This window comes from Acinetobacter sp. YH16038, assembly GCF_013417275.1.
GTDB lineage: Bacteria > Pseudomonadota > Gammaproteobacteria > Pseudomonadales > Moraxellaceae > Acinetobacter.
The window spans coordinates 37,416-52,622 of sequence record NZ_VPEG01000010.1 but is presented as its reverse complement, the minus strand read 5'-3'; the positions used below and the strand labels follow the sequence as shown (position 1 = coordinate 52,622).

Below are 15,207 nucleotides of genomic sequence, written 5' to 3'. Positions count from 1 at the left end.
TAAATTAACCCGAATCGCGGATAAGAAATTGACTTGAAAAATAAGAGGACTAGAGCCATCAGTTGAGTTACCACACCAAACTCACAACTCTAGTCCTGATGTTCAATAGTACCGAATTATTCTGCGTAATTGATGATTTTTTTCTTAAATTTGAATCAACTTATTGGGAGTTTCTCAAACAAAACTGTGGTTCCTTAAGAATCAGAACTGCTCAACTCACAATTTCAGAAATCTGCTTTATTGCCATTTGGTACAAATGCTCTCATTTCAATAATTTTAAAGCCTTTTTCACCTGGTTAAAAGAAAATAAAAGCCATTTATTTAAGTACTTGCCTTGCTATCAAAGGATGATTCATCTGATCAATATGCACCAATTGGCCCTACACGCTTTACATGTGGCGCTGATGAAAGACCAAGGTACACAATATTTATGGATTGATTCAACAACTCTGCCAGTTTGTAAAAATCAACGTATTCAACGCCATAAATCATTAGTCCAAATTGCATCACGTGGTAGAAGCTCAATGGGCTGGTTTTATGGCTGTAAATTACATATTGTGATGAATCAATTTGGTGAAATTGCTTGTTCTGCTTTATCCAATGGACATTTGGCTGATATAAAAATGGTTAAGCAATTGGTTGCTGGTATAGAAGCAAAACTTTACGGAGATCGAGGTTACATCAGCCAAGAATTAAAAATCAGATTGAAAGATCAAGGTATTGATTTAATTACTTATCATCGAAAGAATATGCAGGCTATTCAACTCTGTGCATCAGATGAATATCACCTAAGACAACGCAATAAGATAGAAACATTATTCAGTTTATTGAAGGGGCAATACAATTTAGTGACGAGTAAAGCACGTAGTCTTCATGGATTTCTGAGTGGAATTTACGCCTCACTATGTGCATATCAATTAACCCATCAAAATAAGCCAACAATTCAAATTAAGGAATCATCGGCTTAAGCAGGATCCGGGTAAATTAGTTAACTTAGATAAAATTTTAAATCGATAAAAACCGTATAAAGTGATCAAAAAATATCTATAAGTTTTTTCTATCGACCGGATAAAAATACCTAAAGAAATTAAATGGTTCTTTGCCTAATTTAATTAACCTTTTTTCTAAAACTAGATACGTAATAGAGCCTGCCAAGATCGAAGAGGTAATAAGTATAGAGCTAAATAGGTAAGGGTTTAATATATTGAGTTTATTTAAAACCATAGCAACTGGGCTTAAAGTAAAAGGATGAATCAAATATAAAGAGTAAGATGAATCTCCAAGATGATTAAAGAATCTTAAAATTAGTGATTTAGTTTCTGTGATTAAGTCTTCTAAAGCTACGCATCCAACAAAAATGAAAAACATTGGGAGCCCGATTTTTAATGATCTCAAGGTGATGAAATCAGGTAATTTATAAAAGTTTTGATAGGCTAATAGGGAAGCACCGACAAGAATCATAAATATAGACATTAATCGGGAAAGACTAGTATTTTTTATAATGATAAATGCCAGAACGCCTAAAGCGAATTCAAGCAAAAGATTATGGGTTAAAAACATCAGAAATTCAGATTTTGGTTGGAGTATTAAACCTATAGCCACAACAACTGAAAAATATAGAATGATAAAAAGATATTTATATAAGTCTTTTAATAAAAAGATTAGGAAAAAAGAAAATATAAAATAATAATAAAATTCGTAGCTTAAAGTCCATCCATTATTAATTAAAAATTTACTGCCATTCGGAATTAAAAAGAAAGATTCGAAAATTCCTGTTTCACCACCGGATGAATTTATAAGATTTGGAGAAATCAGAAATACAATTAAAGCAAAAAAACTGAGAACCCAATAAAGAGGAATGATTCGGATGAATCGGTTTCTCATGAAATTTAGAAAATTAACTTTTTTATTATATGTTGTATAACACATAATAAAGCCAGAGATTATGAAAAATAAATCAACACCAGAACCGCCTATGTGATACCACTGAAGCGTATCAACATTGTATTGTTGTCCTTTAAAGGAGGTATGGCTTATAACTACCATTAAGGCAGCAATCCCCCTAAGAAATTGCACTGAATAAAGCATAGTTATTATTTTATTAAAGTATTTAATTTAAACTACCATACTCAATGTTTGTCTAACAAATATACCTAGTGAAAGACCGTGAATATTACTGATTATTTAATCTAAAATTATTACGGTTATTTTTATATAAAAGTAGCCTATTTTACGGGAATTCAGATATTCACTAGAGTTTTAGAAACTGGTAAAATTTGAATTTTTTATTAATTATTATTATTTATTAACCCGCTTTAAATATGTTTCAAAATTTTAATAAAAAGTAAAAGTACACTGCTTAATAAAAGAAATGCCACAAACCATTGATGAATTAATTCAAAGATCATGTATACAATTATCCACTTCACACCAAACTTTGAGAACTTTCTATACATAAATGAAAAATATATTTAGCAGTAATTGCTAAGATTTCTGTTTAGAAACCTTGGTACTATATATTCAAATTTTTAATCATTAGATAATAAAAAAACCCCGGCAGGATGCCGGGGTTCTTTGTATGGGTTAGCTTGGTATAACTCCTGTCGTACCTTACTGTCCTTGTGCTTATCTATTGTTATTCTTATGTGGAACTCCCTGTTCCTGATGTAATCATCATATGAAAATTCATTTAACTAAAATAGGGGTAAAGAACTTGAATAGTTGTAAGTCAAAGAGTACAAGGTTGATTATTAAATAGGCATGTTTTTTGTATCATTCAGAAATTAAAAACAATTACCCTTTAAAAATATTTTGAGAAAAGAGGAAGAATGTACATACTTAATAAGTTGCTTGAGCTCGACTTGGCTGTCGTTTCAAAATTGAATAGAGCGACTCATTTAATCCTTTCATTCATCTTTGCTAGTGGATTTGTAGCAGTTGCACTATTGATTGAGAACAAATCGCTGATTTACATTTTTGCTGGCTTGCTGATGTTCTGGCAAAGATAACTGGTGCTCAAATTACATGAGCATTTAGAAAGTAAAAAACTGATACTTGATGGCAGATCTCAAATAGCAAAATTTTGAAGCTTTTTAATATAGAAATATTTAAAAAATACATGTTCAAAGCAAGTGGCTGAATTTATATAAAAATTCATTTTATTTTTCAAGTTATTTTACTATTCGATAAATTATTTTGTATCTAATCATAGAAAATTTTTATAAAATCAGTTATATATTTAACGGAAAAATATTGAGTAATGTACATGATCTAAAATATTGAGTTAGACAATGAGCGACGCAAGACTTTTATATGTCAGTAAGTTGTATGACTGCGAAGATCCAATGAATGATCTATTCAATATTCTGACAGAAGCGTTGAATTTCAATTCACGTAATGCGATTTTTGGGGCTCTGTATTATGGGAATGGTTACTTTGTTCAATGTCTGGAAGGAGATAGGAACAAGATTGAAGATCTGTTCTATAAAAAAATCTTGAAAGATCCTCGACATAAAAATTGTGAAGTTCTGTATTTTGAAGATGTAAATGATCGACTCTTCTCAGACTGGCATATGAAATATGCCAATATCCATCAGGATATTCTTGGATTCTTTGCCGAACATAATCTGGATGAATTCAACCCTTACACTTTGAATGCCGAGACCATTCCTCAATTTATTCAGATATTGGCAAGTTTGAATGACCATGCCTATACATTGAAAGCAAGTTAATCCTTACATCATCATGCGATATAAGCTTTAGCCCTGTATCGTATGATTTTTTAAAATGAGTATTTACTTTAAATAATTGAAATAAAAAATATTTTATAAATTCAAAAACATAAATATTGTTAATTCAAAAAATATATCCAGATATCATCTTTATCATTTCATACCAAGCTTTTAAACCTAACAATCAATGCAAAATTCTTTTGCTTTTCATCAGGCAGATGATACTTCTGTATTTTGAAAAATTTAAGTAGGACGTTGAGGTGAGCTATAAATTAACCATAAGCAGACTTCGCTTCGAAACCGCAACCTAATTTATTATAAAAAAGAAATTTTTTAGGCTAATATAAAATTCATCATGATTATAAGTATCTATATATAGGTACGCCATTGAAAGGATTACAGCATGCAACAAGAAGTCATCATTGTCGGTGGTGGTATGGTCGGCCTGAGTCTCGCACTAATGTTGGCGAAAACCAATATTGCAGTCAAGCTTTTGGAAGCGATCAAATATCCAGATTATGATGATGTAAATCTTGCACCCTATCATTCCAGTTTTGATGCACGTAACAGTGCCTTGTCACGCCGTAGTGTACAGATTTATCAGGAACTTGGGCTTTGGGATGCCTTGCAGGAACATGCAACGCCGATTCTTGAAGTGAATATTACTGAGCAGGGCAGTTTTGGTAAGGCGCGCTTAATTGCAGAACAGGAAAAAGTCGAAAGTTTTGGTCAGGTGATTGAAAATGCCTGGCTAGGCCGTGTGCTATTAACTCAAGTCAAAAAAGAACCTTTAATTGAACTGATTGATGGGGTTCAGGTCAGCTCTCTGACTCAAGATGCTGAGTTTGCTTATCTTGAAGCACAACGTGGTGATGCTTTATTGAAACTCCAATCCAAACTGGTGATTGCTGCTGATGGGCGCGATTCTTTCTGTCGTAAAGCGCTCGGCATTGGGGCTTCAGAACATGATTATGATCAGGTCGCCATTGTCACTACCGTTCAAACATCTAAACCGCATAATCATGTCGGCTTTGAACGCTTTAGCCACCTAGGACCTTTAGCCTTATTACCACTTCCAGGTGAATATCGTCGTTCTGTGGTCTGGCCTGTGAAAAAAGGAACAGAAGGAGAATGGCTGGGTGAAGAAAATGACCAGCATTTTTTGAACGCTTTACAAGAAACCTATGGCGATCGTGCCGGTAAATTCCAGAAAACAGGTAAGCGCTTCAGTTTTCCATTGTCCCAGGTATTAGCAGAAAAACAGGCTGTGGGCCGCGTGGTCTTGATGGGTAATGCTGCACATACGATTCATCCAGTAGCGGGTCAGGGTTTCAACCTGTGTATGCGAGATGCGCATGTACTGGTGCGCTACCTGAAAGAGCAGCAGTCACAAGGCGCAGACTTAGGTGATGCAGCGGTATTACAGGACTATGAGAAATCCCGCTTGAATGATCAGCAAAGAGTGATCAAGTTCTGTGATTCAGTCGTACGTGGTTTTAGTAATCAGAATCCATTCTTGAAACTGATCCGAAATACCGGACTGATTGCTTTTGATACTATTCCTGGTATAAAGCCACTGGTCGCTAACTATGCCATGGGGTTAAAAGCATGAGTCTGAATCCAAGTTCTGATGTATTAGATGTCGTGATTGTTGGTGGTGGACTGGTCGGTGGCCTGACCGCTTTATTACTTGCTCAAGGTGGTGTGCAAGCGACTGTTCTGGATGCTGCGCCTATTCTGGATGCAGACAAAACTTTAAGCGTAGCCAATCCGCGGGTTTTGGCTCTAAGTCAGGCGACCATTCATTTATTAAAAACCGTGGATGTGTGGGACAAAATTGCACGCCAGCAGCCATATACTGGAATGCAGGTCTGGAATAAAAATGGTTACGGTGAAATTAATTTTGGTCATTCTTCAGAAAGGACACCTTCTGTAGAGCAGGCGCTAGGCTCGATGGTAGAACCGAGTATCCTGAATCTGGCCATTCAGCAAAAGATGCTTGAAGATGTACAAGATTACTGTACACAGGTCAAAGTTAGCCGTGTTGAACGTGGTGTAGATATTTGGATCATTCATCTGGCAGATGGTACCCAGCTCAAAACCAAGCTGGTTATTGGTGCAGATGGCGCGAACTCCTTTGTGCGCGAGCAAGCCTTTATCGATATCGATGTACTGGACTATAAACAGGCCGGAATCAGCTGCGCAATTAGAACAGCCCAGCCACATCAGCATGTCGCCCGTCAGATTTTTCTGGAAACCGGTCCTTTGGCTTATCTGCCAATGGCAAGTCTTAAAGAAGAAGAGCAAGGCCACTGGCAATCCATAGTCTGGACATTACCTGATGATTATGCCGATGAATATGTAGCATTATCAGATGCTGAATTCACTCAACTATTGACCCGTGAAAGCTATCATATGCTGGGTGAAGTGCTGGAAGCGACAGCACGAGCGAAATTCCCACTCAAAGCTCGTGCTGCACAGCAGTATGTACAAGATGGCTTGGCACTAATTGGTGACGCTGCGCATGTGATTCATCCGCTCGCTGGACAAGGGGTTAATATCGGCTGTCTGGATGCTGCCGTACTCTGTGACGTGTTGCTGCATGACAAAGCGCGTGGAGTGTGGGCCCATGAACAGACCTTGAAACGTTATGAGCATCGTCGTAAAGGCCAGAATGATGCGATGATGCATAGCATGTCGGCGATTGGCTGGATGGAAATTACACAGCTTTTCCCAGTGGTGTGGGCACGTAATTTCGGGCTAAAAAAGGTCGAGCAACAGGCAGTGCTGAAAGATGCATTCATGGCTCAGGCAAATGGTTTAAGTTTACTCAAAGATACACGTTACTCAGCCTAGCGGCCGAATGTAAATTTTTTAAACAAACATCTATAAAGAGTAACCATTTTGTTTAAAAAAGATACGATTTTTTGAAAATTAGGGCTAGGCGAAGACCAAAGAGATTGCTAAATTTCAGTTAATTTAAAGCTTGGTTCAATAGATAAAACGAAGCCGTTTGTGGGGAGAGCAAAATGACAGACGTAAATGATTATGATGATGTAGAAGATCCTGTAATCGACGACGATGAAGCAAAAGCAGCAGAAAAAGGCGCTGCAAGTAGCGAAGAAGTTGTGAATGATACAGACGTATTAGAAGCTGAAACTTTGACTGTAACTGCTAAGCAGAAAAAACGTCAGGCACTTGAAGATGAAATTGCGGCTTTCCTGGCAAGCGGTGGCCGTATTACTGAAGTTCCAGCTGATGAATCCGTTGCAAGAGAATAATTGCACTTGATATTAGTGAATAAAAAAACACCACATTGATTGTGGTGTTTTTTATGGGTGAAGAAAAATTAATCGTTGGCTGAAGTTAGTTCCAGAGCACGTTGATAGGCAATTTTTTTCTTGATTCCGGTCAAATCTGCAGCCAGTTGTGAAGCTGCCTTGACAGACAGATCTTGTAATAAACGCAGTAACAGCTTGTCCAGTTTTTCCTGATCCAGATCTTTCTCTTCGATTGAACCACCAATCACCAGTACGATTTCACCTTTTTGCTGGTTATGGTCATTGGCAACAAATTCGACTAATTCACCCAGTGTCATTTTCTTGATGGTTTCAAAGGTCTTGGTAATTTCACGGGCAAAACCGACAGGACGCTCTGCACCGAATACCGCTGCCAGATCTTTGACACATTCTAGAATGCGGTGTGGCGCTTCATAGAAAATTAAGGTCTGGGTTTCATCTTTCAGTTTTTCCAGAGTCAAGAGCCGCTGGCTTTGTTTAGACGGCAAAAAACCTTCAAAGCTGAAACGGTCACTTGGTAAACCTACTGCGCTTAATGCGGCAATTGCAGCACATGCGCCCGGCACAGGAACCACACGAATATTATGTTCTTGGGCAGCACGGACAAACTTGAATCCTGGATCGCTAATCAGTGGTGTGCCTGCATCACTGATTAATGCCATATCTTCACCATTAAGCAGGCGTTGAATCAACTGATCAATCTTGTTGCTTTCATTATGTTCATGGCAGGCTGTCAAAGGTGTTTGAATATTAAAGTGTTTAAGTAATTGTGCAGAAGTTCGTGTATCCTCAGCTGCAATAAGACTCACCGATTTCAATACATTAATTGCACGATAACTAATATCATCTAAGTGCCCGATTGGAGTCGCAACAACAAATAACTGAGCACTCATAGGTTTCTCCATGTGGAATAAATCGAATAATAAAAAATGGAAGATTCAAAATAAAATTTTGGGCTTGGGGTTACTGGCCTGCGTCAGCAGCGTACAAGCGGAGGTGCTGATTATTCTACCTGAAACTGGCCCCTTGGCGCGAGCCGCTTCGAGTATCAAGCAAGGATTTCTCAGTGCATATACGGCGTCCGGACAGAAAGTACCATTGAAATGGGTCAATTCAGACCAGAAAAAAATCTCTCAGCTACTCAAACAGCATGTCAGTAAAAAGACACAAATGGTGATCGGCCCTCTGGCACGTCAGGATGTAGAGCAGCTGGTGCAGTCTAAACCCAAGATTCGTACACTGAGTTTGAATGAAAGTAGTCTTACAGCGCCAAATATCTGGCAATTTAGCCTGTCGAAAAAAGAAGATGCGGCTGCCTTACAGAAGCAGATTGCGCAAGATGGGATTCAGCAACTGTTTGTGATGCGCCAACCGGGTAGTGAGTCAGAACATGAACTTCTGCTAATGTCACTACTTAGTCAGAGTGAGCTGCAACTGGAAATGATCCAGAAGCCACCATTTTTTCTGAAGAGCAAGCAGGGGATATTATTGCTTGGCAATGCGGACTGGCTGGCATCCTTACAGGGTTTGGGACATAAACGGATTTATACAGTCGCAAATGCAATTAATGAACAGCATGTTCCGCCACGAGGCATCAAGTTCTGCGATGTGCCGGTACTTTATTTTGCTAACTGGCCTGATGTGATGCAGGCTCATCAACAGGCACCGGTGAATATGTCCTATCAGCGCTTGATTGCTTTTGGTGGCGATGCCTGGCAAATCACCCAGTATTATTTAAACAATAAAAAAATACGCAATATTGAATTCCAGGGTCGTACTGGAATGATTCGGGTATCGGATCAGGGCATACAACGTACACCATCCTGTTTTCAGCAGAGTGCCAAAGGTCTCAAGGCACTATAAGAGTCAGCGATGCAGAAACAATTAGGTGTATGGGCAGAACAACAAGCTGCGCAACTGATGCAACAACAAGACTTTCAGCTCATTGCCAGAAACTGGCATAGCCGCTATGGTGAACTTGATCTGGTCATGCAGCGTGAGCAGGAACTGGTCTTTGTCGAAGTAAAAGCACGAGCTAAAACGGGTTATGCATTGGCTTATGAATCTGTTTCCTCTGCCAAGCAACGAAAAGTCCTACAAACGGCTGTATGTTTTATTCAAAAAAATCCACAGTTTGCACATTATTACTATCGTTTTGATGTGATTTGTTTTGATTTTAATCGGTATTTTGCAAAAACCATACAGCATGATTTTTCTCAATACCCTTATGATCTGCACTGGTTTGAAAATGCTTTTACTTTTGATCAAGAGTTTATTAATCTTTGAATAAAATAAGATCTGATGCGGCAGATAAAATTTGCAGCATCATGGGAAAGTTCAAGTATGATGAAGAACATCTGGCCTTGAAAAAACAGATTATTATATTGAAATAAGACTGATTAAAATTAAGGAGTCTTGCTGAGTGGTTAAGCGTATTGCAATAACAATGCTGTGTGTCGCAAGTTTATCGGGTTGTGCCAGCTTTATTTCTAGCGGTACTGGTACGGCTCCTGTAGGTACCGAAAATGGAGCTCGGACGCTAGGACAGGTATTTATCGATTCTTCTATTGTACGTACTGCAAAAATTAATCTTTATAAACTGGATTCACGTTTTAAACAGTCAAGGGTCAATATTGAAAGCTTCCATGGCAATGTCCTGTTGACCGGGCAGGTGCCGGATGCGCATCTCAAGCAATTGGCAGAAGATAATGTCAAATCCATGAGTGACGTCAAAGCGGTGCATAATTTTATTACTGTGGGTAACCAGAGCAGCTACACTACTATCATGCAGGATACCGCCGTGACGGCGAATACCCGTGGCCTGATTATGAAAGCACCGGTAGTGTCTGACAGTAAAGTGCATGTACATACTGAAGATGGCGTACTGTATGTAATGGGACGTCTGAACAGTGCTGAAATTGATGACCTAAATCAGGTGCTGCAACAAGTGGGCAATATCACGAAAATTGTCACGCTCATCGACAACGTGGATCAGCGTTCTGGTTATAATACTAACCAGAATTTTGCAGCGCCTGCATCTTATGCACAGTCGGGTGTTGAACAGACTCCAGTCGCCATTGATCCTGATACAGTTGAACCGACCGATGTTCCATAAGGTCAGTCAATTTAAAACGCAGCTGTCAGATCAGATCCTTGAAGTCCAACAACGTTATAAAGATTTCCGGATCTATGATTTTGGCAGTTATGCGCTGAACCGGTTAACCCCCAAACAGGGTTATAGTGTTGAAACCCAGTTAGCCTATGGCTTAAAAGCCCGTCAACGTTTTGATCTGTTTTTAAGCCATCAGCCATTAGCACATCGCCCCCTGATTATCTTTGTCCATGGTGGTGCCTGGCTGCATGGTGATAAAAAGGACTACCACTTCATCGGCGAGGCCTTTGCCAAAGAAGGCTATGATGTGGTGGTGATGAATTATCACCTAGCGCCTGAACATATTTTCCCGATTTATATTAATGACCTGCATTTATTGCTAAATCATTTGCAGCAGCATGCAGACCAGTTAAATGTTTCTACGGAAAATCTGGTCTTGATGGGGCATTCAGCCGGGGCATTTAATGTCATGTCTGCTCTGTATCATCCGCAAAAAGCCATGATTGAGCGGGAACAGATCCGCGCCATTATTGGACTGGCAGGTCCTTATCATTTTGACTATAAAGATGATCCGATCTGTGCCGATGCTTTTGACCAGTCGATTCCGTATCAGCAGGTCATGCCATATTATTTTGTGGAAAATACCTCCACCAAACATTATCTGTTCATGGCAGAGCGGGACAATATTGTCGGTCATTTCAACAGTCAGGATCTGGATCGGGTATTAAAAGACCATGGCAATCATAGCGAGCTGATTACGATTCCGAAACTGGGCCATATTACAATGATTGGTTCATTGTCCAGTTTGTTTAGCCGGTTCTTTGAAACCAAGCCACGTGTGATGTGGGCGCTAGAGGATGCTTTTAAGTGAAGATCAGTGATCATGGTAATTCCCACAAAAAAAGCCCGGTATGAAAACCGGGCTTTTTTTAATTGAAAACCTTAGAGCCATTCACGGGTATCATCTGCGACTGGTGTGCCTTGAGTCACATGCATGATCATGGCATGGGCAATACTGCCTTTAAATGGAATTTCAGGCAGCTGATCAAACTTGAAGAATTTCGCATCGCTAATTTCTTCTTCCTGCAATTGCAGCTCACCGCCAGCATATTCTGCTTTGAAGGCAATCATCAAATTACTCGGGAAAGGCCATGGCTGACTGGCCAAATACTGGATATTTTTCACTTTCAAGCCGACTTCTTCCAGCGTCTCGCGACGTACCGCTTCTTCAAGCGTTTCCCCAACTTCGACAAATCCGGCAATCAGACCATACATCTGGCTTTTGGTATTACGTGCATTTTTGGCCAGCAGAATCTCATCTTCACCGCGGGTAATCACAGTAATCACACAAGGTTGCACCCTTGGATACTGACGATAATGGCAAGCTGGGCAAACCATGGCATATTCAACAGCATGGGCTTCAGTCGGAGTACCACAATGGCTACAGAACTTGTGATTCCGGCGCCATTCCAAGAGTTGCACAGCACGACTGGCCTGTTCAAATTGCTGAACATTCCAAAACTGTAATAATTGACGGATTGGAACCAGTTGCAAGCCTTCAGGAATCGGCTCATCTGGAAGAAGATCACGGGCAACCACCTGATCACCCGGATTCAGCAGCAAATCACTTGCCAGAGCTTCAACTTGAGGCAGTTGAAAGTGTTGATCGACCAGCAACTGTTGCTGCTGGAAAATATAAGCAAGTGATAATTTTTTAGACATTAGGCAACGATTTTCAGTTTCTCACTACTGTCTAATGCTACCTTAAACATAGACTGTAATACAGGCTGTTTGTTCTTTAAGTTGTCGATCATCATATCGGCACTAGCCAATGCATCCAGCGCATGATGAATTTCTGCTGGTGTTAATGCAACCGACTGTTCAATACGGTTTTTAATGAACAGGGCAGTTGTATTGAATGCAGCTTTCACATGTTCAGCATTCAGGAACAGCATGGCACCGCCAATTTCACAGAACTGGATTGGTACAGGTTCGAGTTTGGTTAGATCTTGATCTTGTAGATAATCAGTCAGAATCTGGCTAGACAATTCAATCAATGCTTTAGTTTCATTTAACAAAGCGTTGTGTGCTTCATCCAGACGATCCAGCGAGATATTCATGTTATTCACACGTAGCTGCAAGCGGCTCGAAGTATGGTGACGTTCCAATACACCAATCGAGTTCATTGCGGATAAAATCACATTCATCAACTGCTGGGCAAAAGACTCATCTTTCAGAATATCTGCCTGGCTGAGTGAAGCTGCCTGACGGTTTAAATCATGATAGGCTTCGTTCAGGTTCAGAACCTTGAAGATATTGGCCAAGCTATTCAGCTGAGTCTGAAGTTCCTGAGTTTTTTCAGGTGTCATGTGCTGATAGTTATATTCGATATCATTGCGGATCTGGGTCATTTCCACAGTCACCAGTTCGCTAATGGTGTGCATGGTTTCGAAGTCCGGACCATACAGATGACGGCTGAACACCTGAAGCTGCATATCTGTCAGTAGATCATCACCAATATTCAGCTGGCTACGGATTTGCTGTGCAGTTGCATCTTCCTGACTAATACATAAGCTTAATACATTTGCCAGATCGGACAGAGAGGCTTTGAAGCTGTCGGCTGAACTAAAGTACTGCGCCATGTTGCGTTCAATACTGATTAAAGTACGTAAACGTGGTTCATTGATGAGCAGGTGATCAATATTATCAAAAGCAACATGCACCAGATGCCAGTATTGCTTGCTTGGATGATTTGCTGAAAGACCTGCCAGATAAGTACCGACCAGTTTGATCGCTTGCAGGTCCATCTCGCTTTCTTCCTGTTTCAGCAGTTTGTTAAGAGACAGCTTGTACAGGCGTTGCACATATTTGGATTTTTCCAGACCTGGTACTTGGGGTAACTGGAAGTCAGGGGTAATCAGGTCAAGCAAAGGTTCAATATGCTGACCTTCAGTGGTTAATGGTTTACCAAGCGCTAGTTCCAGACGGTTCAGGGTATCGAGCAGGAACTGTGGAATTTTCACTTCACGCAAGCAGATAAATTCGATATAGCGTTTCAGCATGGTGGTGCCTTCACTCAATGCGATCACATCCTGAGTGTTGACCTGCGCCGGATTCCCCATAATCTTGCGCATCAGTTCTGCTGAATATTGTGCAATTTGTGCCAGATTCGGCATATCAATCAGTGCCAGTACCTGTGCACATTGTTCGAACTGATTTAATGCATCGTCAATGCCAAAAGGTAAAGTTTGATCTTCTACCAAGGTGCTTACTGCTGATTCGACTAACTTGATCGAGTTATCAACCTCATTTTTTATTATCAGTAAAGCTGTTGGATCAAAATGTATAGAGGTTTGGTAAGACATGGATCTGCACCTTTCCTTGAGTATTATCTATATATGAGCCCCGCTTTATCGGACGGGGCCTCTTTGGAATTACTATAACTGAAGAACTGTATTTTAAAAGCGAAATTACTGCTTGAAATTTAGATTTTATTTGGCAAAAAGGCAAGGCGTTCCATGCTTTTCTTCAAATTGTTTGACCCATTTCTCATGTTCGGCAAGTTCTTCATCTGATGGAAGAATCACAGGCAATTCAATTTCGATTTTCACAGTGCCTGAACTGCCGCCTTGTTCTTCGGTATGTGACAGGGCATCCATATCAAAAGAGACCTGTCCACCGGTCATGGCCAGATAAACATCGGACAGAATTTCCGCATCGAGCAAGGCACCGTGGAAGGTACGGTCACGCTGTGGAATTTCATAACGACGCACGAGGGCATCCAGGGAGTTTTTTTGTCCCGGATGCTTGGATTTGGCCATTGCCAGGGTATCGGTCACTTCACAAACTTCAGAAAGCGCGACAAAACCTGCACGCTTGAACTCCATATCCAGGAAGTTCATATCGAAGGTTGCGTTATGCGCAATAATTTCGGCACCTTGCAGATAGTCAAAAAGCACCTGAGAGATTTCCTCAAACAGCGGCTTGTCTTGCAGGAACTCGTCGGTGATACCGTGGACATTCACCGAATCACCAACCGGTTTTTTCGGGTTGATATAAATATGGATTGAGCTGCCGGTAAGTTTTCGGTTAATCATCTCAATCGCACCGACCTCAATGATCCGGTCACCATCCTGATAATAGAAACCGGTGGTTTCAGTATCCAGAATCAATTGACGAGGGCCATGCAGCTCTAAGGTCGGCGGTGTAATCACAATTTGCGGATGTAACTCGATTGGATCTGAAGCGACTGAAGCGGATTCATCGGTATTTTCTGTTGTTTCCAAATTTTCAGTCTGTTCCATTTCTTCTTCAGCCATTTCCATGCTCTCTTCGAGTTCTTCTTCACTATCGACAAGATCCAGCCCGAAAGGGTCGTCTAGAAGCCAGTCAGGTTCAGATTTTTTTTTATTTTCAGTGATTGCAGTCACTGATTTGGATTTTTTCAAGGTTTCATCTGCGCCTTGGTTGGCTAGTTGATCGGCCATTTCATTGCCAGGATGTCCGGCATGGCCTTTGACCCAGTGCCATTCAATATCGCGGCCTTGGCAGGTGGTATCCAGTTTTTGCCATAGATCCGGATTTTTAACGTCTTTCCAGTTTTTCTTTTTCCAGCCATGAATCCATTCGGTAATGCCTTGTTTGACATAATTGGAATCGGTATAAATGACCAGCTTGGCATCTTTTGGACAGTACTGAATGCCTTCGATCGCTGCGGTCAGCTCCATGCGATTATTGGTGGTATGATCTTCGCCACCGCAAATTTTGTGTTCCTGCTGTTCGGTAATTATGTACGCACCCCAACCGCCTAAACCCGGGTTGCCGCGACAGGCGCCATCAACATATAGCGTGATAGTGTGAGACATAAATTAAAATCCGATCAAAAAAGAACTTGCTGAAGCGGATATTGTATAACGCAAATACGCTTGATGCGTCTAGATGCACCAGTTTTTTTAATTTCTTGTAACATTTAACGTGAAATCGGGGTAAATTAATGCCTTGTGTCCACGACATGCTTCACTACAATGGCATATCTAAAAAATAAATTTATATACGAATTGTTTGG

The 15,207-nt window shown here is 40.3% G+C and carries 14 protein-coding genes; 9 read left to right on the top strand and 5 right to left on the bottom strand.

Translation table 11 applies throughout. The features are described 5' to 3' along the window. Positions 1-98: 98 nt before the first annotated feature. Positions 99-968, top strand: coding sequence for an IS982 family transposase (locus FTV34_RS06130; protein WP_180069436.1), 870 nt, complete (start codon positions 99-101; stop codon positions 966-968). A gap of 76 nt (positions 969-1,044) precedes the next feature. Here the strand turns inward: FTV34_RS06130 and FTV34_RS06125 are convergent, their stop codons facing one another. Continuing rightward, positions 1,045-2,088: an acyltransferase gene (locus tag FTV34_RS06125; RefSeq protein WP_257226117.1), complete on the bottom strand. Its 1,044-nt coding sequence runs from the start codon at positions 2,086-2,088 to the stop codon at positions 1,045-1,047. A gap of 1,202 nt (positions 2,089-3,290) precedes the next feature. Here FTV34_RS06125 and FTV34_RS06120 point away from each other — a divergent pair. From FTV34_RS06120 to FTV34_RS06105, 4 genes are all read left to right on the top strand, one after another. Further along, positions 3,291-3,731, top strand: a complete 441-nt coding sequence (locus FTV34_RS06120) for a BLUF domain-containing protein (RefSeq protein WP_004782875.1) — start codon at positions 3,291-3,293, stop codon at positions 3,729-3,731. A gap of 403 nt (positions 3,732-4,134) precedes the next feature. Beyond that, positions 4,135-5,343: a 2-octaprenyl-6-methoxyphenyl hydroxylase gene (gene ubiH / locus FTV34_RS06115; RefSeq protein WP_180069348.1), complete on the top strand. Its 1,209-nt coding sequence runs from the start codon at positions 4,135-4,137 to the stop codon at positions 5,341-5,343. Further along, positions 5,340-6,587: an FAD-dependent monooxygenase gene (locus tag FTV34_RS06110; RefSeq protein WP_180069345.1), complete on the top strand. Its 1,248-nt coding sequence runs from the start codon at positions 5,340-5,342 to the stop codon at positions 6,585-6,587. Before ubiH ends, FTV34_RS06110 begins: the two co-directional genes overlap by 4 nt. Positions 6,588-6,760: 173 nt before the next feature. Then, positions 6,761-7,012 (top strand): hypothetical protein, encoded by a 252-nt coding sequence (locus FTV34_RS06105; protein ID WP_004782870.1) that lies wholly within the window; start codon positions 6,761-6,763, stop codon positions 7,010-7,012. A gap of 68 nt (positions 7,013-7,080) precedes the next feature. Here FTV34_RS06105 and rsmI read toward each other — a convergent pair whose 3' ends face one another. Continuing rightward, on the bottom strand, positions 7,081-7,923 hold the full coding sequence (rsmI, locus tag FTV34_RS06100; protein WP_125278947.1) for a 16S rRNA (cytidine(1402)-2'-O)-methyltransferase: 843 nt from the start codon (positions 7,921-7,923) through the stop codon (positions 7,081-7,083). 10 nt (positions 7,924-7,933) lie between these two features. Between rsmI and FTV34_RS06095 the strand changes: the two genes are divergently transcribed. The 4 genes from FTV34_RS06095 (at position 7,934) to FTV34_RS06080 (ending at position 11,013) form a co-directional block, all read left to right on the top strand. Next, positions 7,934-8,893 carry a penicillin-binding protein activator gene (locus FTV34_RS06095; protein ID WP_180069342.1) on the top strand — a complete coding sequence of 320 codons (960 nt, stop codon included), beginning with the start codon at positions 7,934-7,936 and terminating at the stop codon, positions 8,891-8,893. A gap of 9 nt (positions 8,894-8,902) precedes the next feature. Next, positions 8,903-9,316: a YraN family protein gene (locus tag FTV34_RS06090; protein WP_159123344.1), complete on the top strand. Its 414-nt coding sequence runs from the start codon at positions 8,903-8,905 to the stop codon at positions 9,314-9,316. A gap of 136 nt (positions 9,317-9,452) precedes the next feature. Then, positions 9,453-10,145: a BON domain-containing protein gene (locus FTV34_RS06085; protein ID WP_004782863.1), complete on the top strand. Its 693-nt coding sequence runs from the start codon at positions 9,453-9,455 to the stop codon at positions 10,143-10,145. Then, positions 10,135-11,013: an alpha/beta hydrolase gene (locus FTV34_RS06080; protein ID WP_159123346.1), complete on the top strand. Its 879-nt coding sequence runs from the start codon at positions 10,135-10,137 to the stop codon at positions 11,011-11,013. Before FTV34_RS06085 ends, FTV34_RS06080 begins: the two co-directional genes overlap by 11 nt. 71 nt (positions 11,014-11,084) lie before the next feature. Here FTV34_RS06080 and nudC read toward each other — a convergent pair whose 3' ends face one another. The 3 genes from nudC to dnaQ all read right to left on the bottom strand — a co-directional run bounded on the left by nudC (position 11,085) and on the right by dnaQ (position 15,007). Continuing rightward, a complete protein-coding gene (gene nudC / locus FTV34_RS06075; RefSeq protein WP_180069339.1) occupies positions 11,085-11,864 on the bottom strand; it encodes an NAD(+) diphosphatase in 780 nt (259 codons plus the stop codon). Beyond that, complete coding sequence (locus tag FTV34_RS06070) at positions 11,864-13,507, bottom strand: chemotaxis protein (protein WP_180069336.1); 1,644 nt, start codon at positions 13,505-13,507, stop codon at positions 11,864-11,866. Before FTV34_RS06070 ends, nudC begins: the two co-directional genes overlap by 1 nt. 126 nt (positions 13,508-13,633) lie before the next feature. Then, positions 13,634-15,007 (bottom strand): DNA polymerase III subunit epsilon, encoded by a 1,374-nt coding sequence (gene dnaQ / locus FTV34_RS06065; RefSeq protein ID WP_180069333.1) that lies wholly within the window; start codon positions 15,005-15,007, stop codon positions 13,634-13,636. Between the last annotated feature and the right edge of the window lie 200 nt (positions 15,008-15,207).